This is a genomic window from Streptomyces sp. NPDC040545 (assembly GCF_055595065.1).
In genome coordinates this window covers 446,139-469,948 of the sequence record NZ_JBVIWA010000003.1, presented here as the reverse complement: position 1 = coordinate 469,948, position 23,810 = coordinate 446,139, and the positions used below count along the sequence as shown (strand labels likewise).

18 protein-coding genes and 2 pseudogenes are annotated in these 23,810 nt (G+C 72.9%); 7 read left to right on the top strand and 13 right to left on the bottom strand.

Annotation, left to right across the window (positions count from 1 at the left end):
- Position 1 precedes the first annotated feature (1 nt).
- Genes ACZ573_RS10165 through ACZ573_RS10150 form a run of 4 tightly spaced genes read left to right on the top strand, consistent with a single transcriptional unit; the run spans position 2 to position 7,216 of the window.
- Positions 2-2,074, top strand: a complete 2,073-nt coding sequence (locus ACZ573_RS10165) for a fatty acid CoA ligase family protein (protein WP_471301629.1) — start codon at positions 2-4, stop codon at positions 2,072-2,074.
- The gene (locus tag ACZ573_RS10160; RefSeq protein ID WP_471301627.1) at positions 2,059-3,219 is read left to right on the top strand and encodes an NAD-dependent epimerase/dehydratase family protein; all 1,161 of its coding nucleotides are present in this window, start codon (positions 2,059-2,061) and stop codon (positions 3,217-3,219) included. The genes ACZ573_RS10165 and ACZ573_RS10160 overlap by 16 nt, the downstream gene beginning before the upstream one ends.
- A complete protein-coding gene (locus ACZ573_RS10155) occupies positions 3,216-6,500 on the top strand; it encodes an amino acid adenylation domain-containing protein (protein ID WP_471301624.1) in 3,285 nt (1,094 codons plus the stop codon). Before ACZ573_RS10160 ends, ACZ573_RS10155 begins: the two co-directional genes overlap by 4 nt.
- Complete coding sequence (locus ACZ573_RS10150; protein WP_471301621.1) at positions 6,497-7,216, top strand: formyl transferase; 720 nt, start codon at positions 6,497-6,499, stop codon at positions 7,214-7,216. Before ACZ573_RS10155 ends, ACZ573_RS10150 begins: the two co-directional genes overlap by 4 nt.
- 79 nt (positions 7,217-7,295) lie before the next feature.
- Here the strand turns inward: ACZ573_RS10150 and ACZ573_RS10145 are convergent, their stop codons facing one another.
- The 3 genes from ACZ573_RS10145 to ACZ573_RS10135 all read right to left on the bottom strand — a co-directional run bounded on the left by ACZ573_RS10145 (position 7,296) and on the right by ACZ573_RS10135 (position 10,369).
- Positions 7,296-7,496, bottom strand: coding sequence for a hypothetical protein (locus tag ACZ573_RS10145; protein WP_471301618.1), 201 nt, complete (start codon positions 7,494-7,496; stop codon positions 7,296-7,298).
- 791 nt (positions 7,497-8,287) lie between these two features.
- Positions 8,288-8,734 carry a hypothetical protein gene (locus ACZ573_RS10140; protein WP_471301615.1) on the bottom strand — a complete coding sequence of 149 codons (447 nt, stop codon included), beginning with the start codon at positions 8,732-8,734 and terminating at the stop codon, positions 8,288-8,290.
- 189 nt (positions 8,735-8,923) lie between these two features.
- Positions 8,924-10,369, bottom strand: a complete 1,446-nt coding sequence (locus ACZ573_RS10135) for an amidase (RefSeq protein ID WP_471301799.1) — start codon at positions 10,367-10,369, stop codon at positions 8,924-8,926.
- Positions 10,370-10,501: 132 nt separating this feature from the next.
- On the opposite strand from ACZ573_RS10135, the gene ACZ573_RS10130 reads away from it, so the two are divergent.
- Complete coding sequence (locus ACZ573_RS10130) at positions 10,502-11,095, top strand: TetR/AcrR family transcriptional regulator (protein ID WP_471301612.1); 594 nt, start codon at positions 10,502-10,504, stop codon at positions 11,093-11,095.
- 18 nt (positions 11,096-11,113) lie between these two features.
- Here the strand turns inward: ACZ573_RS10130 and ACZ573_RS10125 are convergent, their stop codons facing one another.
- Positions 11,114-12,058: a 5'-nucleotidase gene (locus ACZ573_RS10125; RefSeq protein ID WP_471301610.1), complete on the bottom strand. Its 945-nt coding sequence runs from the start codon at positions 12,056-12,058 to the stop codon at positions 11,114-11,116.
- 140 nt (positions 12,059-12,198) lie between these two features.
- On the opposite strand from ACZ573_RS10125, the gene ACZ573_RS10120 reads away from it, so the two are divergent.
- Entirely contained in the window at positions 12,199-12,894 is a 696-nt protein-coding gene (locus ACZ573_RS10120; protein WP_471301607.1) for a hypothetical protein, read from the top strand.
- 103 nt (positions 12,895-12,997) lie between these two features.
- Here the strand turns inward: ACZ573_RS10120 and ACZ573_RS10115 are convergent, their stop codons facing one another.
- Entirely contained in the window at positions 12,998-14,353 is a 1,356-nt protein-coding gene (locus tag ACZ573_RS10115) for a YhgE/Pip domain-containing protein (protein WP_471301604.1), read from the bottom strand.
- A 140-nt stretch (positions 14,354-14,493) separates the two neighbouring features.
- On the opposite strand from ACZ573_RS10115, the gene ACZ573_RS10110 reads away from it, so the two are divergent.
- Positions 14,494-15,177, top strand: coding sequence for a MerR family transcriptional regulator (locus ACZ573_RS10110; RefSeq protein WP_471301601.1), 684 nt, complete (start codon positions 14,494-14,496; stop codon positions 15,175-15,177).
- A gap of 113 nt (positions 15,178-15,290) precedes the next feature.
- Here the strand turns inward: ACZ573_RS10110 and ACZ573_RS10105 are convergent, their stop codons facing one another.
- The 8 genes and pseudogenes from ACZ573_RS10105 to ACZ573_RS10070 form a co-directional block, all read right to left on the bottom strand.
- On the bottom strand, positions 15,291-16,106 hold the full coding sequence (locus ACZ573_RS10105; protein WP_471301599.1) for an ABC transporter ATP-binding protein: 816 nt from the start codon (positions 16,104-16,106) through the stop codon (positions 15,291-15,293).
- Positions 16,103-17,107: a FecCD family ABC transporter permease gene (locus tag ACZ573_RS10100; RefSeq protein ID WP_471301796.1), complete on the bottom strand. Its 1,005-nt coding sequence runs from the start codon at positions 17,105-17,107 to the stop codon at positions 16,103-16,105. The genes ACZ573_RS10105 and ACZ573_RS10100 overlap by 4 nt, the downstream gene beginning before the upstream one ends.
- 95 nt (positions 17,108-17,202) lie before the next feature.
- Entirely contained in the window at positions 17,203-18,189 is a 987-nt protein-coding gene (locus ACZ573_RS10095) for an ABC transporter substrate-binding protein (RefSeq protein WP_471301596.1), read from the bottom strand.
- Between the two features lie 63 nt (positions 18,190-18,252).
- The gene (gene tsaD / locus ACZ573_RS10090; protein ID WP_471301593.1) at positions 18,253-19,323 is read right to left on the bottom strand and encodes a tRNA (adenosine(37)-N6)-threonylcarbamoyltransferase complex transferase subunit TsaD; all 1,071 of its coding nucleotides are present in this window, start codon (positions 19,321-19,323) and stop codon (positions 18,253-18,255) included.
- A gap of 69 nt (positions 19,324-19,392) precedes the next feature.
- Positions 19,393-19,881, bottom strand: a pseudogene (locus ACZ573_RS10085) (ECF transporter S component); the annotation flags it as partial.
- A 15-nt stretch (positions 19,882-19,896) separates the two neighbouring features.
- Positions 19,897-22,353 carry a SpoIIE family protein phosphatase gene (locus ACZ573_RS10080; protein WP_471301590.1) on the bottom strand — a complete coding sequence of 819 codons (2,457 nt, stop codon included), beginning with the start codon at positions 22,351-22,353 and terminating at the stop codon, positions 19,897-19,899.
- 61 nt (positions 22,354-22,414) lie between these two features.
- Positions 22,415-23,497: a PP2C family protein-serine/threonine phosphatase gene (locus ACZ573_RS10075; protein ID WP_471301588.1), complete on the bottom strand. Its 1,083-nt coding sequence runs from the start codon at positions 23,495-23,497 to the stop codon at positions 22,415-22,417.
- 149 nt (positions 23,498-23,646) lie between these two features.
- Positions 23,647-23,736 (bottom strand): annotated as a pseudogene (locus ACZ573_RS10070) (VOC family protein); the annotation flags it as partial.
- Positions 23,737-23,810: the final 74 nt, after the last annotated feature.

The window sequence follows — 23,810 nt, the reverse complement described above, 5'->3', positions numbered from 1 at the left end:
CGTGCCGCAGACGATACCGGCCGGCGGCGGCCCTGCCGTGGAGCAGCCGGACACCGGCACCGACAGCGTGGCCGGACGGCTCGAGCGGAACGCCCGCGCCTTCCCCGGCAAGCCCGCCGTCATCCACCCCGACGGCCGCGGCGGCTACGCCACCCTCACCTACGGCGAGTTGCAGGAGTCCGTCGAGGAGCTGGCCCGAGGGTTCCGGCGTGCCGGGATCACCCGGGGCACCAGGACGGTGCTGATGGCCCCGCCCGGGCCGGAGCTGTTCGCCCTCTGCTTCGCGCTGTTCCGGGTCGGAGCCGTGCCCGTCGTCGTCGATCCCGGCATGGGCGTACGGCGCATGCTCCACTGCTACCGGGCCGTGGGCGCGGAGGCGTTCATCGGACCGCCCCTCGCCCAGCTCGTGCGCGTCCTGGGCCGCCGTACCTTCGCCGGGGTACGCGTGCCCGTCACCCTGGGCCGGCGCCGGCTCGGCCGCGGCCACACACTGGCCGCGCTGCGCGCCATGCCCGCGACCGCGACGTACGCGGCCGCGGAAGCGGCGGCGCCGGCCGGCGGGGACGACCTGCTGATGATCGGCTTCACCACCGGAAGCACGGGCCCCGCCAAGGGAGTCGAGTACACCCACCGCATGGCGCTGTCCATCGCCCGCCAGATAGAAGCCGTCCACGGCCGTACCCGCGACGACGTCTCCCTGGTCACCCTGCCCTTCTACGGGGTGCTCGACCTGGTCTACGGATCCACCCTGGTCCTGGCGCCGCTCGCGCCCGCCCGGGTCGCCCAGGCGGACCCGGCGCTGCTCGTCGACGCGCTGGAACGATTCCGCGTCACCACGATGTTCGCCTCGCCCGCCCTGCTGCGGAACCTGGCCGGGCACCTCACCGGCGCCGCCCGCGGCCGCCACCCGCTGCCCGACCTGCACTGCGTCGTATCCGGCGGGGCCCCGGTGCCCGACGCGGTCGTGGCCGCGCTGCGCTCCGTCCTCGACGAGAAGGCTCGGATCCATGTGACCTACGGGGCCACCGAGGTACTGCCGATCACCTCGATCGAGGCGGCCGAGATCCTCGGCGACGAGGAGACCGGCACGGGTCGCGAAGGCGGCGGTACCACGGCCGGTACAGCGGCAGCCGGTACCGCGGCCGGTGCCGCCGCGGGCGAAGGGACCTGCGTCGGCCGGCCCGTCCCCGGCACCCGCGTGGCCATCGCCCCCGTCACCGACGGCCCGCTGGCCCGCTTCGACTCCGCGACCGGCCTGCCGACCGGGCGCGTCGGCGAGATCCTGGTCCACGGCGACTCCGTCAGCCGGCGCTACCACCGGGCCCCCCAGTCCGACGCCGCGCACAAGGTGACCGAGGAACGCCCCGACGGCGAAGCCCCCCGTATCTGGCACCGGACCGGTGACCTCGGCCACCTCGACGCCGAAGGACGGCTGTGGTTCTGCGGGCGCTCCGCCCAGCGGGTCCGCACCCACCACCGGGACCTGCACACCGTGCGCTGCGAGGGAGTCTTCAACGCCCACCCCCTGGTCCGGCGCACCGCCCTGGTCGGCATCGGGCCGGCCGGCGCGCAACGGCCCGTCATCTGCGTGGAGACCGAGACCGGGGCGGACGGCACGGCGCTCGACGAAGGCGCGTGGACGAACCTGGTCGCCGAGCTGCGCACGATGGCCGGGGAACACGCCCCGACCACCGGCCTCCAGGAGTTCCTGCGCCACCCCGGCTTCCCGGTGGACATCCGGCACAACGCCAAGATCGGCCGCGAGGAGCTGGCCCGCTGGGCCGAGCGGCAGCAGGCCCGGCCCGCGTCGCCCGTGGGCCGGCGGGCGGCCCGGATCGTGCCGCTCGCCGGATGGGCGTACCTCGTCGGAGGGGCGGTGTGGGCCGCGACCGGGGACGTCCCCGACCTCCCGGTGCTGCGGTGGCTGTGGTGGATCGACGCCTTCCTCAGCATCGGCGTGCACGCCGCGCAGATCCCGCTCGCGCTGCCGCGCGGCCGGGAGGCCGGACACGGGACCGCCTCGGTGGTCGGGCGCACCATGCTCTACGGCGCGACCTGGTGGCGGGCGCTGTGAAGATCCTGGTCACCGGAGCATCCGGATTCCTGGGCGGGCACCTGGTCGACGGCGCCCTGCGCCAGGGCCACCAGGTCCGCGCCCTGGTCCGCCCCGGCAGGGACGCCGTACGACTGGGCTCCCTGCCCGGCGTCGAGGTCGTCACCGGCGACCTCACCGACGTCGGTTCGCTCGGGCGGGCGGCAGAAGGCTGCGAGGCGGTCCTGCACAGCGCGGCACGGGTCGTCGACCACGGCAGCCGCGCGCAGTTCGAGGCCGCCAACGTCACCGGCACGCAGCGGCTGCTGGCGGCGGCGCGGTCGGCGGGGGCCCGGCGGTTCGTGTTCGTCTCCAGCCCGAGCGCGCTCATGCGGGTACGGGAGGGCGACCGGCTCGGCATCGACGAGAGCACCCCGTATCCGGAGAGGTGGTTCAACCTCTACTGCGAGACGAAGGCGATCGCCGAGCAGCACGTACGGGCCGCCGACGGACCGGAGTTCACCACCTGCGCGCTGCGCCCGCGCGGCATCTGGGGGCCCCGCGACCACGCCGGATTCCTGCCGCGCATGGTCGACGCCATGCGTGCGGGCCGGCTGCCCGACCTGTCGGGCGGCAAACGGGTCCTGGTCTCGCTCTGCCACGTCGACAACGCCGTGGACGCCTGCCTGCGGGCCGCGCTCGCCCCCGCCGGGCGGGTCGGCGGCAAGGCCTACTTCATAGCGGACCGTGAGGAGACGGACCTGTGGCCGTTCCTGGCCCGGGTCGGAGCCCTCTTCGACTGCCCGCCGCCCGCCCCGCGCATCCCGCTCGTCCTCGGCCGCGGGCTGGCGGCGGCGGTCGAGACGGGCTGGCACCTGCGCCGCCGGGCCGCGGGACGGGGAGGCAGCGGGGGCGACGGTACGGACGCGGCCCCGCCGCTGAGCCGCTACATGATGGCGCTGCTGACCCGCTCGGCGACGTACGACACCGCTGCCGCCCGCCACGACCTCGGCTACGCGGCCCCGCGCACCCAGGCGGAGGGGCTGCGAGCACTGCGGGAGTGGGTGAACGAGGTGGGCGGCGTCGCCGCCTGGACCGCAGGCGGCCCGGCCGCTTCCACCGGCACCGCCGCACCGGGCCGCCACCCCGCACCCGACCACACCGAACAAGGGACCACGAAGTCATGACCTCCCATCAGGTCGATGCCGGTGTCGGTGCCGGTTCCGGCACCGGTTCCGGTGTCGGCACCGGTGTCCGCTACCGGCGTCCGGTGTCGCCCACCGAAAGCCTCTACCTCTCCGCCGGGGACGCCCGCGGAGCCATGGCCCTGCGCATCGTCGTCGAGGGCGACGGCGTACCCGCCCCCCAGGACCTCCAGGCGGCCCTGGCCCGGGCCGCCGAGTCGTGCCCGGGGTCACGGCTCGTGCGCGCCGGGGCGATGTGGAGCGCCGGGGGACCGCCGCCGCAGGCGCGGTACGACGTACCGCGCGCCGGTGCGTACGCCGACTCGGCGCCGGGCACGTACGCGCTGCCCGCCGGGCCGTCGCGGCGGACGGAGCCGCCGGGCTGCGAGGTGCTGGTCGTGCCCGGCGCCGACGGGACGGCTGCCACCACCGTCGTTTTCAGCGTCTCGCACGCCATGATGGACGGTCACGGCGCCCTGACCTGGGTACGGGAGGTCTTCCGAGCCCTGCGCGGCGAGCCCGCCCGGCCCGCGCTCGACGCGGACACCGACGCCGGGCTGCTGCGCCGGCTCGGCGGCACCAGGACGCGGCCGAATCCGACACCTCCCCGGCGCTCCCCGCTCGGCCCGGCCGACGGCGGCGGCCGCCCGCTCCGGACGCTGTGGCTGCGCCGCACCCTGCCCGGCCGCCATCCCGCGCTCACCGCCCGCCTCGCCCAGGCCCTGGCCGACGCCGCAGGGCTCGACACCCGCGTCATGGTCCCCGTCGACCTGCGCCGCCACCGCCCCGGGATCGCGGCCACGGGCAACCTGAGCCTGCCGCTGTTCCTGGACCTGCGCCCCGGGGAGGACTGGACGGCCGCGCACACCCGCCTGCTGACCGACCTCGCCGGGAACCGCGAACTCGCCGCCGGATTCGAAACGGCCCTCGCACCGCTGCCGCGGCCCGTGACCGCCGCTCTGCTGCACACCGCCCAGGCCGTGGCGTCCCGTACCGACCGTCACCTCGCTTCAGCCGTCGTCTCCCACCTCGGCCGCCTGGACCTGGCGGAGTTCTCCGGCGGCGGCTTCACGGCGTCCACGGCCTACGCGCTGCCGGTGCACGCCCCACTGGTCCCGCTCTCCCTGGTCGCCGCCGAGAGCGGCACGGCGACCGAGATCACGCTCGGCGTCCGCGGCGGGGGCCCGGATCTCGCGGACCGCGCCGCGCGGTTGCTGGACACGGTCCTGGCCGGCCTCGGAACCGAGGGCGCGGCCGCGGAGGTCCGCCCCGAGGTCCGGGCGGGGGCGGGTCCGCAGACCGCGTCTTCGGCGCACCTCCCGGTCGATGCGGATGCCGCGGCCATGGACCCCGCACCGCAGGCGGCCCACCGGGCTCCGGCCGCCGTCCCGGACCTGGCGGTTCCGGACCTGGCGGTTCCGGACCCGGCGGTCCCCGAACTCACCGTCGTGGACGCCTTCCGCGCCCAGGCCGCCCGCACCCCCGACGCACCCGCGCTCGACGGGCCCGAAGGCGTGGTCACGTACGCCGAACTCGACCGGCGCTCGGACACCGTCGCCGCCGGGCTCCGGCGGCGCGGCGCAGGACGCGAGGACCTGGTGGGACTGGTCGTCGACCGTACGTCCGCCGGCGTGTGCGCCCTGTGGGGCATCCTCAAGGCGGGCGCCGCCTACGTGCCGCTCGACCCCGGCCATCCCGGCGTACGGATCAAGGAGATCCTCCAAGGGGCCGGCGTCGGTCTCTGTCTGACCGGACGACACCTGGCCGAGGACCTCGCGCCCTTCGTACCCGGGACCCTGCTCGCGGTCGAGGACCTCCTCGACGGCCCTGCCCCCGGCCCGGACGCGGAAACGGAGGACGCAGCGGACGTACGGCCCGCCGATCTGGCGTACGTCATCCACACCTCCGGTTCCACCGGCCGCCCCAAGGGCGTGCAGATCGAGCACGGCAGCCTCATGGGATTCGTCCGCTGGATGACCGGCGTCTGCCAGGTCACCGGCCGCACGCGCTTCGGCTTCGCCTCCTCCTACGCCTTCGACATCTCGTGCTTCCCCCTCTTCCTGCCCCTGCTGGCCGGCGGAACGGCCGTCCTCGCCCCCGGCACGCCCTCGCCCGCCGCCCTGCGCGGGCTCGTCGCCGAGCACCGGGCCGACACCCTCGCGCTCACCCCCTCCCACCTCGCCCTTCTCGGCGGCTCGGGCAGCGGCGCCACAGGCAGCGGCCCCGCGCACCGCTTGCGCACCCTGCTGCTGGGCGGTGAGCCACTCACCCCCACCGCCGTACGGTCCGCGCACGCCGTCTTCGGGGCCGACTGCCGGGTGGTCAACGCGTACGGGCCCACCGAGGCGACCGTCGCCGTACTCGCCCACGCCGTTGACGGCGACGAGAGCGGCGCCACGGTCCCGATCGGCCTCCCCGGCCCGTACGCCCGGGTCGACCTCGTCACCGAGGACGGCGGGACCATCGGCAGCGGACCGGGCGACACCGGCCGCACCGGCGAGATCGTCGTACGCGGGATCCAGGTGGCCCGCGGCTACCTCGGTCCGTCCGACGGCCGTCCCTCACCCTTCACCACCGGCGCCGACGGCGTCCGCGCCTACCGCACCGGTGACCTCGGACGCCGACTGGCCGACGGGGCCGTCGAGTTCGCCGGGCGCATCGACGAGCAGGTGAAGATCGCCGGGCACCGGGTCGACCCCGCCGAGGTCGTCGCCGCCCTCGAAGCCCACCCGGCCGTGCACCGCGCCGTCGTCGTGCCCCGCCGCCGCCCGCGCTCCACGACGGCCGTGCTCTGCGCGTACGTACTGCCGCACGCCGGTGATCCCGCGGCGGGCGGGGACCTGGGCGGGGACCTGGGCGGCGCCTTGCGGACCGAGCTCACCCGGACGCTCCCGGCGTACCTCGTCCCCGCCCATGTCCTCGTGATGGACACCCTGCCGAGCACGGTCAGCGGCAAGGCCGATCTCGACGCCCTCCCCGACCCCTTCGCCCCCTCCACGCCGGTCGCACCGGCAACCGTCAGCGTGGAGGCACGTGTCAGGCACCACTGGGCCGAGATCCTCGGAGTCGACGGCGCGCTGCTGTCGGCGGACTCCGAATTCCACGCCCTCGGCGGTGATTCCCTGGCCCTCGTCGAGATGCTCAGCGCCGTCTCCGCCGACCTGCTGACCCCTGGTCAGGCCCAGCGGTTCACCGGCCGTCTCGACTGCCTCGTACGCAACCTGACGCTGCAACAGGTCTGCGAGCACCTGACCGCCGCCCGCGAGAAGGAGGTGTCCGCATGATCTTCGTAGGAGAGGGAGCCCTGCTCCGCCGCGCCGTCACCCACGCGGCCGGCCGCGGCCACCGGGTCGACCTGGTCTGCTCCGCCGACCCGCTGGACGCCGCGGCCGCCGACGCGCCCCACCTCGCGGGAGTGGACGTCAACGCCCACGCCGGCATGCTGGCCCGGGCCTGCTCCGACGGCATCGTCTGGTCCCTCAACAACCGGCAGATCTTCCGGGAGCCCCTGCTCCGGGCCGACGGCCTGCGCATCCTCAACATCCACAACGGACTGCTGCCGCGGCATCGGGGACTGCCCTCCGTGGCCGTCCTGTTCGCCCTGCTGCACGGCGACACGGAGTACGGCGCCACCGTCCACGAGGTCGACGCCGGCATCGACACCGGCCCGGTCCTGGCCGAACGCCGCTTCCCCGTCGGGCCCGAGGACCGCTACCACCAGGTCATGCTCCGCGGCATCCGTGCCTGCCAGGTGCTGTTCGAGGAGACCCTCCCGGCGGTCACCGCCGGAACCGCCCGCCCCGCACGCGCCGTGGCAGGGGCGCAACCGTCCGCGTACTACGGCCTGCGCGCCCTGGACCGGCTCGACACCTATCGCGACCACCCCGCCTACGCCCGCGCCACGGACCTCGGTCCCTTCGCCGCCCACGCACCCGAGATAGCCCGGGCGCTGTCCCGCCCGCCCTCGCTCAGCCCTCCCCGGCAGCGTTCAGGCGGGTGATCTCGGCGGCGTATGCGGCGGTGTGGACCGCCGAAGTACCGGAGACGTACAGTCCGGTGCCGACGGTGGCCGGCGGGAGTCACGCTCGACCGGCATAGCCGCTGCGTGGGCCGTCAGAGGCCGAACCGGGGAGGGGGGGCGGCCGCAGATATCGGTCCCAGATCAGGGCCTTGCGGTAGGGGCCGTCCCCGTCGCTGTCCTGCGGCCCGTCGAAGACGACCCAGTAGGCCAACTCTCCGGCATGCGCATGGGAGTGCTCGACGCGTTCGGGCGCTCCCATGTCGTCGATCGTGCCCAGGAACTCGTTCCGCCAGGGGGCGTGCCCCTGCCCATCACGTACGACAGCGACCCGACTGCCCGCAGCCAGCGCGCCGGCCGGCCACTCCTGGGGCAGGGAGCGGGCCCTGACGTGTTCGACGGCCTTTCGGTCAGCCGCTTGACGTTTGACGCCCTGCCTGAACTGGCTCAGCACGACTTGTCGAGTCGGTCCACGAGCAAGCGAAGCTCGCGACCTCGGCGCCGGGACATGCCGTGTATCACGGCATCCAAGAACTCCCGTGCTTCGAAGGGGCTTCCGCAGCATTCCCACACACCGCAGCCGCCGTCCTCGTACGCACTCCAGAGGCTGCGGTACGGGTCCCGCACGAACCCTCGCCACATCCGCACGGACTCAGCCGTGACACCAGGCCACAGGTAGTTCCGGCTCCGCTCGACCCTGGCAGCTTCGGCCAGAGCAGGCGCGGACAGGCCGACGACGGGGACGTGCTCGGTGAGCAGGTGCCGCGGCACCTGCTCGGCGCGGACACGCCCAGGCCGTCTACGCGGCATGGGCCTTTCTGTTGAACCTCATGCGCTGATCCTGCCAGAGACGGTGGCTCCGTGGCACCTGTATCGGGGATGCCGGCTTCACTGGAGACGAACCGCACCCGTGGTCATTCGACTGACCGGGGTCGGGCGGCAGCAGGCTGACTCCGGCGCACGAAAGTCGCCGGCTCCACGCCGGAAGACCGGAACGACGCGGTGCGAGCCCGTAGTCGGGTTCGCGCCGCGTCGTCCTGGTTCGGCTGGGGGTTACGGCAGCTTCAGCCAGGGGCTCTTGTTGGCCATGGTGGCGGTGTGGCTGCTGGTCCAGAAGATGGTCGTGTAGTTCCCGTAGGCCCGGCCGTCGCGGCCGTTGAAGTCGGGTGACGTGAGGTGCATGTTCGTCACGGCTCCCGAGGGGCAGTCGTAGATCTTCTGCGACATGATCCTCGAGCCGCCGGTCTCCAGCGTCTGGAGCATGATCTTGCAGGCGGGGTGCCCCGCGCGCAGGGTGACGTAGGCGTCGGGACGGCCGACGCCCGCCCTCGGGGCGCTGATACAGGACTTCCAGTCGACGTAGCTTGAGCCGAAGCCCTCCGAGTACTCCCAGCATCCGCCACCGCTCGCCGCGTTCGCGGCGGGAGCGAAGACCAGTGACGATGCGAGGATTCCGCCCGCGCCCAGGATGCCTGCGGCGACCCTAGTGATTTTTGACATGCTTGTTCCCCCAAGCTGTAACCGTCCGGTGACGGTTGGTCAAGATCGAAACTATGGGCACGCCCGGAAGGCTGTCCACCGACCGGGCCACCTTCGGAGGTGGATGTGAGGAAGCGGTGCCGCCACCGCCGGCCTGGTCCGCGACCGTTCAGTGGATGGCCCGGCCTGGCCGACGAGGCGCCGCCCATGTCATGGCCGCGTAACAGAACGGCGCGGACCGCACGCGCGCGGGTCGACCGGGGTGAGAACTCCGAGCCGGTCCTCGATCGCCTGCGCCGCCTCCAGGCACAGGTCCTCCCGGAACGCCCGCCCGACGACCTGGACCCCACAGGGGAGCCCGCCGGCCGTTCCGGTCGGTACGGCCACACCCGGTACGCCCACGAAGCTGGTCACGGTACACAGGCGCATCCCCGACCCGACCCGGTCCCTGCCCGGCCTGTCCCGCGACTCCAGCCCCGGCTCGACCGGCGGCTCGGTGAAGACCGGGCCGAGCAGCAGCGGGTACTCGTCGAGGAATTCGGCCCACGAGCGGCGGATGTTCAGCCAGGTGCCCATCAGTTTCATGAACGCGTCCGCGCTCACGGGCGGGGTCCGCTCCATCATCATCTCGACATAGCGGTCACCGCCCTTGCCGAGCAGCGTGCGCACGACCGGCCAGGTCGGGGCGAACTCGGTCACGACGATCCGGCCGTAGGTTTCGAGGGCCTCGTCCAGCCGCGGCACGTCCTCCACCTCGCGCACGTCGTAACCGGCGTCGCGGAGCGCGTCGGCCGCCGCCGCGACCGCTCCGCGCACCGTCGGGTGGACGCCGTGCCCGCCGGGGTCCGCCACGACCGCGACCTTCACGCGCCCGGGGAGCGGTTCGCCGTAGGCGGGCACCGGTACGGCGCGCGGGTCTCGCGGATCGGTTCCGGCCAGCACCTCGTAGGCGAGCCTCAGGTCGCCCACGCTCCGGGCCAGCGGGCCGTCGGTGACCAGCATCTGCGACGCGGGGCCGGGGTCGTCCGAGCCGAGCACGCGGTGGTCGGCGGGGAACCGGCCCGTGGACGGCTTCAGTCCGGCCACACCGCAGAACTGCGCCGGGATGCGCACCGACCCGCCGGAGTCGTTGCCGAGTCCGAGCGCCGCCATCCCCGTGGCGACGGCCACTGCGTCACCCCCGCTGGAGCCGCCCGGCGTACGGCTGCTGTCCCACGGGTTGACCGTGTCGCCGAACAGCTCGCTGCGCGTGTGCATCCCCGCCAGGATCAGGGTGGGGATGTTGCTGTGCCCGATCGGGATGGCTCCGGCCGCACGCAGCCGCGCCACCGGCGGTGCGTCGGCGGGCGCCACCAGATCGCGGAAGCGTTCCGTGCCGAACGTGGTCGCCGCGCCCTCGACGGCGGTGCTCTCCTTCACCGTGAAGGGCACGCCCGCGAGCGGCCCCAGCGCCTCACCGGCGGCCCGCCGGCGGTCCAGCAGCGCCGCGGCCTCGCGGGCGCGCTCCGCCAGGAGCTGAGTGACCGCGTTCACCTGCGGGTTGACCGCGGCGATGCGATCGAGGTGACTGTCGATCAGTTCCACGGCCGAAACCTCCGCGGTGCGCACGGCCTCCGCCTGTGCGGTGGCCGGCATCTTCCACAGGGCGTCCTGCATGGCCCCACCTCCCTCGTCCATGTACTGATGCGCTTGCATCGGAACCGAGCGTACCCATGGATCCGATACGAGCGCATCGATTAAGCTGCGCTGCGAAGCGGAGCACTGTGGAACAGGGAGGTGGCGGCCGGTATGCCCAGGCAGGTCGATCACGAGAGCCGACGCCGTCTCATCGCCGAGGCCGTCTGTCATCTCGCCGACGAGCGCGGGCTGGAGGGCGTGACCCTGCGCGACGTCGCCGCCCGCGCGCAGGTGTCGATGGGAGCCGTCCAGCGGTGCTTCCGCACCAAGGAAGAGATGCTCGTGTTCGCTCTCGGGCACATCGGCGAGCGGATCGGTGAGCGCGTACGGGCCCGCCTCGTCCGGAGCCCGGCCCAGTCCGCCGGCACCGCCCTGGGCCACGCGGTCACCGAGATCTCACTGCTGCGGGAAGAGCACCGCGCCGAGGCCAGGGTCTGGCTCGCCTTCGTCGCGCAGGCGGCTGTCAGCGAGGCGCTCGCAACAACGCTGAAGGCGAACTACGCGGCCCTGCAGGAGGCGTTCACCCGCCTCATCTCGGAAGCACGCGAGGGTGCCGGCCGCGTGGTGCCCCTCGATCCGCAGCGCGAGGCCCGCACGCTCCTCGCCCTGGCGGACGGTCTCACCACCCACGTCCTCGTCGGCCACCTCACCCCGCGAGAGGCGTACGAAGTCCTCCACGCGCACCTGGCCGGCCTCTGGGAGTGACCGGACCGGCCCCGCCGCTCAGTCCGTCGCGGCAGGTGGTGAATTGATCAGTCCGAAGGGTATGTGGACGCTCGGGGTGCCTTGGGCGGTGCCGTCGAGATGGGCGACCTGGTCGTCGAAGAAGATGTGCGGGTCGAGGGCCTTCATGACCGCGGCCTTGTCGATACCGCCGAGGAAGAAGGCGTCGTTGACCCGCAGCCCCCACGTCTTGAGGCTCAGCAGGGCGCGTTCATGAGCGGGGGCGTCCCGAGCGGTGACCAGTGCCACGCGGAGGCGGGGCCGGTACGCGCAGTCCTCGCGGCGCCGCTCCTCCTCGAGGTGCTGGATGCGGTTGATGCCCGCCAGGAAGTCCCGTAGCGGTCCCGGATCGTGAGGGACGGCGGCATGGCCGACCTCGTACGCGCGGAACGCGTCGATTCCGCCGCTCTGGTAGACCTGCTCGGCCGTGTCGCTCGCCACCACTCCGTCGAAGTCGAACGCGATGCGGAGTTCGGGGTCGGTCTCGTCGTCGATCCGCCCCGTTCGCAGGACGTGTCCCGCAGGCAGCCCGGCCGCGACCGCGTCCCGGACGTCAGGCCCGTCGGCCGACAGGAACAGTGACATGTTGAGCGCCGGCATGAACGGGTGCGCCGGACGGCCCTGCCGGAAGACCGCCCGGCTGATCGGCAGGTGGTGCGCCTTGATCGAACGCATGACACGCATCCCGGTGTCGGGGTCGTTGTGCGAGAGGATGATGACCTCGACCAGGGGGTCGGCCTGGTCCGCGAGGTCGTTCAGCGACAGCAGGCGTCTGACGAAGGGGAACGCCACTCCCTTGGCCAGCGGTTCGTCGACATGGGTCTCCTGGTAGGCCCGGTAGGCATCCTCGCCCCGCTCCCGGAACACCGCGTCGCAGTCGGTCAGGTCGAACAGGGCGCTGGAGGCGATCCCCACCACCAGGCGATCGGACAGGTCGTACCTCATGGCGCCCCCTGCCGGCACATGTGCAACGTCGGGAGGCTTATCACCCTTTGGCATATGCGGGAAACGTCTTCCGGTCCACCGTTGCCTACGGGGCCGCCGCGTGTCAGTGGATCCGAACTGCCGCCGATAGTGTGATGGGCATGAAGATTCATCGTCCGGGGCGGCCGCAGGACCTTCCGGAAGCGAGTGTGTTGTGGGCGCGCTGGGCCGCGCTCGCCGCGGCGACCTGGAACGCCGAGGAGGAGAAGGAACGCTTCCGGTACGGCTACTGGCTCGACGGCGACGGCGACAACGTCCTGCGGTACGACGACGGCGCGTGCAGCCGGTGGGTGCTGACCCGGGCCGCCGGCGGCCGCGCCGTGCTCTTCGGGCAGGACGATTCCAGCAGGGTCGGGCAGTACCGGCCGCCGATCGATCTCCTCGCCGGGGCGCCCGGGTGGGTGCGCGATGACCGCTTGCACGACCTGCTGGAGCAAGGAAGGGTCGAGTGCGTCTACTGGTTCGAGGACGGTTCCTGGCACCGTGCGCCGTACCCCGACGACCTTCATGACGACGGGCTCGACTGCGGGATCGGCCACCTGACCTCACGTGACCTCGCCGTCGACGCGATCTGCGCGCTGTTCGAGTTCGACGACGACTGCGAAGGCGCCGTGGAGGCCTGTGAGCAGTTCCTCGACCACGCGGAGCGGGGCACCGTCACCGGCGCGGTCGTGCGCTCCTTCGCCGATGAGGTCTTCCGGATCCGGACCGAGTACGAACTGCTCTGGCCCAAGGTCCCGCTCGCCCGCTCGGAGGCGGACCTGGCCGCGATGACCGCGCTCGTACGCCGGCGCTGACCGGCGGGCCCCCTGGCAGCCCCGCCCCGCTCGCGCGTCCGGTTGTGGTGCACGGCCGGTGGTACGCGCGGGCGGGGCGGGTGTGCCGCGGTGAGAGGCCGTATCAGGCCGTGGCCGGGGCGGGGGTCTCCGGGGACTTCGGGGGCTCAGGGGTCTCGGCGGGCACCTCGGAGACGGGCCCGGCGTCGGGGTGGGGGATGCGGTGCAGACCCTTGCGGTCGTAGAGGCGGGTGACGGCGAAGCCGAAGATCAGCGCGGCGACGAGGGCGACACCCATCGAGGCCCAGGCCCGGGTCAGGCCCGCGTCGGCCTGGGCCCCGTAGTAGAGGAGGGAACGCAGGCCCTCGGTGATCTGGCGCAGCGGCTCGAACTCGGCGAGGGCGCGGAAGAACCCGGGGAGTGCCTGGACGGGCACGGTGGCGCCGGAGGACGGTACGGCCATCGCCACGAAGACGATGGTGGCCAGGAGCATGCCGGGCGTGCCGAAGGCGGCGAACAGGGCCAGGCTTCCGATGCCGACCACCGCGATGGTGGCGACCGAGTAGAGCCACAGCAGGCCGAGGTGGGAGGCGTCCATGTCGAGGATGCCGACCGTGGCGACCTCGACCAGGGTGCCCATCACCACCGACAGGCCGAGCATGAGCGCGATACCGATGGCCAGGGTGCGGACGCGGCTGGTGTGCTGAACGGGTTCGCGCTTGCGGATCGGGCCGAAATCGGTGTGCAGGTAGCCGAGCGCGGTGTCGACCTGGGAGTTGACCACGTTGGCGCCGAGCATGCCGCAGACGACCAGGACCAGTGCGTAGTAGAAGGCGCTCAGGCCCATGGCGCTGCGGGAGCCGACCGGATGGCCGTCGGCGACGTTCACGGTCACCGGGTCGGCCAGCTTGAGCTGGGCAGCTGTCGGGAGGGGGGTCTTCTGGGCGCCCGCCTGCTTGAGGAGTTCCTGGCCGAGCTGGGCGGAGGCGGCGTGGGCGGCCTTCTGGGCGGCCTGGGAGGACATGGAGGAGCCGATGCTGCCGGCCGCCTGGTTGGTCAGCACGGTCAGGGTCGGCGGGGCGGCCTTGCCCTGGGGCGCGGGCTGCGGGGCGGTGAGCCCGGCCACCGTGGCGGAGTAGTCGGCGGGTATGACGAGGGCGCCGAAGACCTTGCCCCGGCCCAGGCGCTTGTCGGCCTCCTCGCGGCTCACGACCTGCCAGTCGATGCTCTTCTCGCCCTCGGCGGCCTTCTGGATGCCGGAGACGACCTGCTCGCCGAGGTTGACGTGGCGGCCGTTGATCTCCGCCCCGCTGTCGCTGTTGACCAGGGCCACGGGCAGGTCGCGCAGGTTGCCCTTGGGGTTGACGTTGCCGCCGACGTAGAGCAGGGCGAACACCATCGAGACCACTGCGGCGATGAGTCCCGTTCCGATCCACAGCTGGGGTCGGCGGAGCACGGAGGGGGGCGTGGGATGAGGCATCGATTCTCCGGTGCGGCTGCGTTCCTAGGGCTGGATACTTATGGTATCCAGTTACTGGATAGTGGCAGTATCTTGCTGTGGTGTCCAATCGCCGACACCCGATGCCGGATGCCGGACCGCATGACCAGCAGGGAAGCCGTATGAAGATCTCGGAGCTCAGCCGGCGGACCGGCGTGCCGGTCGCCAGCATCAAGTACTTCCTGCGACAGGGACTGCTGCCCGCGGGGCGGGCGACGGCCGCGACCCTGGCCGAGTACGGGGAGGAGCACGCGCAGCGGCTGCGGCTGATCAAGGCGCTGACCACGCTCGGCGGCCTGTCCATCGCCACCACCCGTGAGGTGCTCGGGGCCGTCGACCAGGCCCACAGCTCCGAGAGCGCCCTCGGAGCGGTCAGCTACGCGCTCCCGGTGCCGGTGGCGGCCCAGGGCGCCGCGGGCCAGGAGGAGGAAGCCGGGGCCGACGCGGCCGCCGGTGCCGAGGTGGCCGGCCTCCTCACGGAGCTGGACTGGCAGGCACCCGTCACCTCACCGCACGTGAAAGGACTGACGGCGGCGCTGGAGGAACTGCGCCGGCTGGATGCCCAGTACGCCCCGGGAGAACTCGCCGCCTACGCGAGGCTGGCGGAGTCCGTGGCCCGGCTGGACCTGGAGCGCGCGGCCGGCCTGGACGACCCCGTGGCCCTGGCCGAGCGGGCCGTCATCGTCTTCGCGATCTGCGCCCCGGTCTTCGAACTCCTGCGGCGTCTCGCGCAGGAGGACCAGGTCCGGCGCCGGGTCGCCGGCGCCGTCCCAGGCGGTGGCGGCGGGGCCGCGGCGCCCCGGTAGCGCGCGTACGCAGGGTGCTCACGTACGTGCCCGCCCCCGCGGGATCGCAACGGGCGGACAGCGCTCAAGGGACAAGCGCTCAAGGGGCCGGACCGCGGTCCGTGGGCCGGGCGTCAGCGGCGTGCTTCGGGGACGACGGTGACCTGCGGGATCCCGGTGCCCGGATGCCGGGACACCTCCGCGTCGACACGGTAGACATCGGCCAGCAGGTCCCGGGTGAGGACCTCTTCCGGTGTTCCGGTCGCGACCACACGGCCGCCGTCCAGCACACAGATCCGGTCACAGAAGGACGCGGCGAGATTGAGGTCGTGCAGGGCGATCACGGCGGTGACCCCGACCCTCCGGACGAGCCGGAGCGCGTCGAGCTGATGGCGCAGGTCCAGGTGGTTCGTCGGCTCGTCCAGCACCATCGTCCCGGTGCGCTGGGCCAGCGCACGGGCGATCAGCACCCGCTGCTTCTCCCCGCCCGAGAGGCGGTCGAACGGCGCGTGCGCCAGCGCGGCGACATCGAGCTCCTCCAACGAGCCCATGATGATGTCGCGGTCGTCGGCGTCGTCGCCCGCGAAGGCGCGCTTGTGCGGGGTGCGTCCCATCGCCACCACTTCGCGGACGGTGAGTTCGAAGTCGCCCGCGGTCTCCTGCAGGACGGCCGCGAGGCGCTGCGCGAGCCGCTTGCCGGGCATCCGCCACACGTCCTCGCCGTCCAGCAGGACGTGTCCGGACGTGGGGCGCAGCACCCGGTAGAACGTCCGCAAGAGCGTCGACTTGCCCGCGCCGTTGGGACCTACGAGCGCCAGCACCTCCCCGGGTGCCACGCGCAGGGAGACGCGGTCGACCAGGGTCCGGCCGTTCACCACGACCGTGACGTCCTCGGCGTCGAGGGCGCCCGGCCCGGACATCGTTCCGCCGGTCGTCGTTCCGCCGGTCATCGTGCCGCCTTCCGTCGCATCAGCCAGAGGAAGAACGGTCCGCCGACGAGGGAGGTCAGGATGCCGACGGGTATCTCCTCCGGGCTCATGAGGGTGCGCGCGCCGAGGTCGGCGGCGATCAGGAAGCTCGCGCCGAGGAGAGCCGCGGCGGGCAGCGCGCGGCGGTGGTCGGCGCCCACCAGCAGGCGCACGACGTGCGGCATGATCAGCCCGACGAAGCCGATCTGGCCGCTGACCGCGACGATGGTGCCGATCATCAGGGCGACCAGGGTGAACAGGGCGCCGCGGAAGCGGTGGACGTCCAGCCCCAGCGCCGCGGCCGCTTCCTCCCCGGCCAGCAGCAGGTTGAGCGACCGGCACACCCCGAGCAGGACGGCCGTGCCGAGGAGCACGGCGCCGACGGGGATCCATACCGTCGTCCAGGTGGTGCCGGCCAGCCCCCCGAGCATCCAGCGCAAGGCCGATTGCGTCTTCTGCGGGTCGTCGGAGGTGACGATCAGGAAGCTGGCCACAGCGGACAGGACCTCGGCCATGGCCACACCCGCCAGCACCAGCCGTACGGTGGTCATCCGCCCGCCGGAGCGCGCCAGGAAGTACACGGCGACCAGGGCGGCCAGGGCTCCGCAGAACGCCGCCACGGGCAGTGAGAACATCCCGAACAGGGTCACGTGGAACACGAGGACCAGGACCGCGCCGACCGACGCGCCGGACGAGATCCCCAGCAGCATCGGATCGGCCAGCGGATTGCGGACCAGGGCCTGCAGCGCCATGCCCGACACCGACAGGCCCGCGCCCACCACGCCGGCCAGCAACACCCGGGGGAGCCGGACGTCGACGACGATCGTCTCGCGGACCGGAGTCCAGTCCGGTGCGGCGAGGACCGGGTGGATCCGGTGCAGCAGGATCCCCCAGACCTGGTCGGCCGGGACGCTGATCGAACCGATCGCGATACCGGCCGTCGCGGTCGCCGTCAGCAGGACGCCCAGGGCGACGAGCAGCAGGGCGTAGGGAACGGCCCGGCGGCGGGCCGCGGTTACCGGGGTCCTCGCCGGAGCGGCGACCGCCTCGTCCGCCTCACCCGCAGCCGTCAGCCCGGTCACCGGAACCGGTCCGGGTGGATCTGGCGGGCCAGTGACTCCACGGCCGCCGGGACGCGGACACCGAGCACGGTCGACGACAGCGGAAGCACCGCGAACCGCTGGTTCTTGATCGCGGGGACGTCCTTCAGTGCCGGGTTGGCGAGGAGGAACCTCTTCTTGTCCTCGACGGGCTGGTCGCCGTAGTCGTAGATGACGATGACCTCGGGGGCGCGCTCGGCCACCTGCTCGAACGACACGTCGCCGAAGGCCTTGTCCACGTCGGCGAAGAGGTTGACCCCGCCGGCCCGCTCGATCAGCTCGTTGCCGATGCCCTTGCCGCCCGCGGTGAAGGCGGTCTTGTCGCCGCTGTCGTAGACGAAGAGTTTGGCGGGGGCGACACCGGCCAGTTTGCCGTCGACCCGGTCCAGGGTGCCGTGCAGCTTGTCCACCTGCTCCTCGGCCCGGTCCGGTACGCCGAAGATCTTGGCGACGGTGCGGATCTCCTCGTCGACGGTGGCCATGGTCACCGGCCCGGCCGGGCACTCCTCGATGTTGAGATGGGTGTTGACCCCCGCCTTGGTGAAGGCGGTACGGCTGCGGCCCTCCTTCTCGTCGAAGGTGGAGCCGAACCCGCCGTAGACGAAGTCCGGTTCGGCGGCCAGCAGGGTCTCCAAGGACGGGTACCGCTTCGACAGCACCTTCACCGAGTCGAAGGCGGCCTGGTACTCCGGCAGGATCTTGTCGTCGAGATAGCCCGTGCCCACCATCGACTTCTCCAGCCCGAGCGCCAGCATGACTTCCGTAGCGTGCTGGTTCAGGGACACCGCGCGCTGCGGCGGCCGCTGATAGGTGCTCTCCACCCCGCAGTTGGACACCGTGACGGGGAACCCTGCCGCCCCGGGTCCCGATGCGGCGGTGCGGTCCTGGGCCTTGCCGCCGCAGGCCGGGACGAGCAGCACGGCGGCCACGGCCAGGAGCGAGGACAGCGGGCGTGTGCCCCTCATGTGGTGGGTCCTCTCAGGGGGTCTGTCGGGTGGTCACGGAACCTCGCGGAACTTCGGGGAAGTTCACGCAGCGGCGACCGGCGGGGCGGGGAGCGGGGTCAAGGAGGCGTACTCCAGCGGTGCGGACGGATCGACGGACACGTCCAGCGGGGCCGGCTCCGCCCCGGAGCGGACCAGCAGGTCACCGACGGCCGCGATCATGGCGCCGTTGTCCGTGCACAAGGTCATGGGCGGAACGCGCAGTTCGATGCCGGCCGAGGCGCACCGGCGCTCCGCGAGGGCCCGGACCCGCGAGTTCGCGGCCACACCGCCGACCACGATCAGCGTCTTCACCTCGTACGCGCGGCAGGCCGCGAGAGCCTTGCGGGTCAGTACGTCCGCGACCGCCTCCTGCAGCGCGGCGGCCCCGTCGGCCACCGGCGGCTCCTCACCGCGCTGCCGGTGCTTCTCGGCCCAGCGGGCCGCGGCCGTCTTCAGCCCGGAGAAGGAGAAGGCGTACGGGTCGTCCCCGGGCCGGGTCAGCGGGCGCGGGAAGGCCACGGCCTTCGGATCGCCGTCGCGGGCGGCCCGGTCGATGGCCGGACCGCCCGGATAGGGCAGGCCCAGGATCCGGGCGACCTTGTCGAAGCACTCGCCCGCCGCGTCGTCGAGGGTGTCCCCGAGGTGCAGGATCGGCTCGCGGACCAGGTCCCGGACCAGGAGGAGCGAGGTGTGGCCGCCGGAGACGATCAGCACCACGCACGGGTCGGGCAGCGGCCCGTGCTCCAGGGTGTCGGCGGCGACGTGCCCGGCCAGGTGGTGGACGCCGTACAGCGGCACCCCGGCCGCGTACGCCAGCGTCTTCGCCCCGGCCAGGCCCACCTGCAGTGCGCCCGACAGGCCGGGCCCGGTGGTGACGGCCACCGCGTCGATCTGGTTCAGCCGCAGCCCTGCCTGGCCGAGGGCCTGCCGGACGACCGGGTCGAAGGCGTGCAGGTGCGCGCGGGCGGCGATCTCGGGCACGACGCCGCCGAAGCGGGCGTGCTCGTCCATGCTCGACGCCACCACGTGCGCGAGCAGTTCGCCGTCCCGCACGATTCCCGCGCCGGTCTCGTCGCACGACGACTCGATCCCCAGCACCACTGGTCCGCTCACTGCTCTCCACCTTTTCTGCGCATGCACCGCAACTGCGAACTATATGCAATAAAGCGGGGGCCGATCCGGTCAGGGGCGGGCCCCGGGCCGGAAGCGGACCGGGGCCTCGAAGCGGGCCTTGCGGGCGGCTCGGCGGAAGGTGGTCAGGACGGCCGGTCCCGCGAGGGTGATGCAGAAGAAGTTGGTGACGGCGCGGCCGGTGTCCCAACCCAGGGACGTGGCGAGGTCGAAGGCGAGGTAGCGCTGGAACTGCTCGGTGAAGGGCAGGCCCGGCAGGTACGCGATGGAACTGTCGGGGTCGAGGGAGAAGTGCCAGAAGGAGAGGTTGAGGAGGAAGCCGAAGAGATAGCCGGAGACGGAGCCGTAGAGGGCGAGCATGGCGATCTCGCGGCGGCCCGAGGCCCTCGGGAGGAAGCCGGCGAGCATGCCGACGAAGGCGCAGCCGAACATCTGGTACGGCATCCAGGGCCCGACCCCGCCCGTGATGAGGGCGGAGGCGAACAGCGAGGTGCAGCCCAGGGTGAAACCGAAGCCCGGGCCGTAGACGCGGCCCGCCAGGCTGCGCGCGGGGCGTCAGGAACCGCGGCGCCAGGGGATCTCGGCCCACACCTGCTTGCCGCCGCTGAGCGGCACCGAGCCCCAGGCCGCGGCCGTCGCCTCCACGATGAGCAGCCCGCGGCCACCGGTCGACTCCCAGCTCACCCAGATCGGTTTGACGGGGCTGCGCGGCGACGCGTCGTTCACGGCGATCCGCAGCCGGTCCGCCGACAGGGTCAGATCCATCCCCACCTCGCCCTGCGTGTGCGCGATGGCATTGGTGACCAGCTCGGACACGACCAGCAGCGCTTCGTCGAGCTCCTCCACCACGCCCCAGGACCGCAGGACGCGCGCGGTGAAGCGGCGCGCGTGCAGGACCGCGTTGGGCAGCCGCCACACCGTCCAGTGGGCCCGCATCGGCCGGTCCCCCTGGCCGTCGTAGCGCAGCAGCAGCAAGGCCACGTCGTCGTCGCGCCGGCCCACGCCGACGACCAGCTCGTCGGCGACCCCTCCGACGTCGACCGGGTCGGCCGCCGCGAGGACGTCGCACACCCGCCGCATGCCCTCGTCCAGCGACAGTCTGGCGGACTCGACCAGGCCGTCCGTCAGCAGCATGAGGAGGGAGCCGGGGACCAGCCCCGCCTCGGTCATGGGGAATTCCGCTTCCGCGAGCACTCCCAGCGGAGGCCCGCCCTCGACCACCATCTCCTCGGCGACGCCGTCGGGATGACGCAGGATCGGCGGCAGATGGCCGGCCCGGACGACCCTGGCGATTCCCTCCTCCATGTCCAGGTCCACATACCCGCAGGTGGCGAACAGATCGGTCTCCATGCCGACGAGCAGCCGGTTGGCCCGCGCGACCACCACATCGGGCGGGTGCCCCTCCACCGCGTAGGCCCTGACCGCCGTACGCATCTGGCCCATGATGGTGGCGGCCCCCGCGCTGTGCCCCTGCACGTCCCCGATGACGAAGGCCACATGCCCGTCACGGAGCGGAATGACGTCGTACCAGTCGCCGCCGACCTCGAGTCCGGCGGTCGCGGGCAGGTAACGGGCGACAGCGACCCCGCCCGGCAGCTCCGGGAGCTTACGGGGCAGCAGGCTGCGCTGGAGCATGGTGGCGAGTTCGTGACCCGCGTCTAGCGCGTGCGCGCGCACCAGCGCCTGTCCCACCAGCCCCGCGGTCGCGGTCAGAAGCGACCGCTCCTCCGGTCCGAACCGGTGCTCCTCGTCCCACCCCACCAGACACACCCCGACCATCCGGCCGTCGGCGGGCAGCGGCAGCACCGCGAGGCCACCGGGCCCGACGCCCAGCAGGCCGGGCTCCAGAGCCGCCCCCGGCGGCCAAAGACTCAAGTGCCCGCCACGCAGCGCGCTCTGCAGGGTGGGCAGGTCACTGAGCGCCACGTCGGGCCACTCGGACCGCCATTCCGAGCGCCAGACCTCGGGCCAGGCATCGGGCTCCGGAGGAGCGAGAGCGGTGACGATGAGGCGTTCGGGCTCCAGTTCGCCGACCGCGACCCGGGATGCGCCGAGCGGCTCGCGCAGCGCGGCGACCACCAGCCGGCTGACCTCCCGGATGGTCGCCGCTCCCGCCAGGGTGGCCGACAGCCGCTGTACGAGGGACACCTCGTCGGCGCTGGGCCGCAGATAGGTGGCATCGGCCACCACACCCAGGACGCGCCGCGGCGTACCCTCCGCGTCCACCTCCACGCGGCAACGCAGCCCCAGCCAGCGCAGCTCGCCGTTCGGGCGGCGGATACGGAACGCCAGCTGCTGTCCGGCGGCGGCCAGCCGGTTCGGTTCCACGATCGCCATCAGCGCGGGCATGTCGTCGGGGACGGCGCAGGCGAGCAGGGTCTCCACCTGCCCGTCGAACTGCCCCGGAGGCAGACCGAGCAGTTCCAGCACGTGCGCGTGGGCCTCCATACGGCCGGTGCTCAGTTCCAGGATGAAGGCGCCGCCCTGGTCGGGCACCAGCGACTGCCCCAGATGGGCCTGCGGGGACTTGCGTCCGGAGAAGCGGGCGGCGACCGATTCGAGTCCCGTGGCCACCTGGTCGGCGTAGAGCTCCAGCAGGCTGCGGTCGTCGGCGCTGAAGCCGTCCCCGGCCTGCCCGGCGACGACCAGGCACCCGAGCTCCTGGTCGTCGTACCCCAGCGGCAGCGCGCCCAGCGAGATCCTGGCCGGAGAGTTGGGCGGACCGCCCCGCACCCGGGTGGGGAAGTGGTGGGGGTCCTCCTCGATGAACGCGGCGAGCTCCTTGGGCGCCAGCCACAGCGGGCGGCCGGAGCGGAAGGCATTGGCGGCGGGCGAATGGCCGGCCACGGCGAGGATCGCCGGCAGTCCGTACAGGACGCCGCGGTTTCCGGTCAGCTCGGCGAGATGGAGTTCCCTGCCCTCGTCGGCGACCACGTAGACAGCGGCGAGCTCAGCCCCGCAGAACGAGAAGCGATGACTGGTCACTGTCCGTACCACCTCCTCCCGGGGCATCTCGCCGACGGCCTCACTCCATGCTGTCGCGTCCGGGACCGTCCGGGCGACTCCACGGGCACTACGCCGGACCTCCGGCCGGCCGGTGCCCCTCGTCCTCGCACCGGTCGACCACGAGGATCGCCGCGTCGTCAGCCAGGCGGTTCTCGGTGTGGCGGAGCAATGCCTGGTGCAGGTCCTCCAGGAACGCCTCCCGGCTGTGGTCGCGCATGGTCACCATGGCCCGGGCCAGGTCGAAGAAGGTGTTGTCCGGGTCGCGGGCCTCGATGACGCCGTCGGTGTACAGGAGCAGCCGGTCCCCCCGTGCGAACGGATAGCTGTCCGCCCGTCCGGGGGGACCGCTGACGAATTCCTCCAGACCGAGCGGCGGCAGGTCGGTGGTGGGCATCAGGGGCTGGACCGCGCCGTCGCACAGCAGCAGCGGCGGCGGATGGCCCCGGTTGATCACGTCGATACGGGGGCCGTCCGGGATCTGGGCCACGAGCGCCGTGACGAAGTCTTCCAGGAGGGCGTCTTCGCCTTCGGCCGCGCCCGCGAGCGCCGCGTCCCGCCGCAGGGCCGCTCCGCAGTGGTGGACGACCTCCACCAGGTCGTCCTCGTAGTGCGCGGACTCCCGGAACGCGCCCAGCACGACCGCGGCGGCCCGTACCGCGGGCAGGCCCTTGCCCCGGACGTCGCCGACGATCATCCGGACCCCGTACCGGGTCTGCACCACGTCGTACAGATCGCCGCCGATCTGCGCGCCCGTCTCGGCCGCCAGGTACATGCTGGCCACCCGGACGGGACCCAGCCGGGCCGGCACCGGCCGCAGCAGGACGTCCTGGGCGGCGGTGGCGATCCGCTGGACCTGGTCGAGCTCGCCCTCCTGGCGCGCACGCGCGGAGCGGCTCGTCATGAAGCTCGCCGCCGTGACCAGGAACAGGGCGAGGAAGTTCGTGTAGACCTGCTGGCTGCCCCACGCGCCGTTGTAGCTGGCGGTGGTCACGCTGACACCGACGGCCACCGCCGCCGCCGCGAGCGTGCCCCTGGGGCCCATCGTCACGGCGGCCAGCGCGGGTGTCGCGACCAGCAGGGGACCGGTGTACAGGCTGTGCAGGGGCGTGAACTCGACGAGGAGCACCATCAGGGCGATCGCGAAGGGCACGCACTCCGCCAAGACGAAAAGGACCTGGTGGTGGCCGTCGGCTCGCGGTCCCGGAGGCGAGCGCAAGGGCGCTCTCATGAGTCCAGACTGCCTCGCCCGCACCCGGGGCCGCCACTTAGGTCCACCGCGATCGCAGCCGTCCGGCCGCAGCCGCGGACCGGAGTGAGGACCACGAAGTCGGCGTTCGACGGGTCGAGGCAGACGGCGAGCCGGCCGACGCCTTCCGCGTCCTCGGGCCCCTGTCCGAGCACAGTGCCGTAGAAGGCCGCGGCCGCGAGGACGTCGGGCACAAGGCAATCCTCATGATCACCAT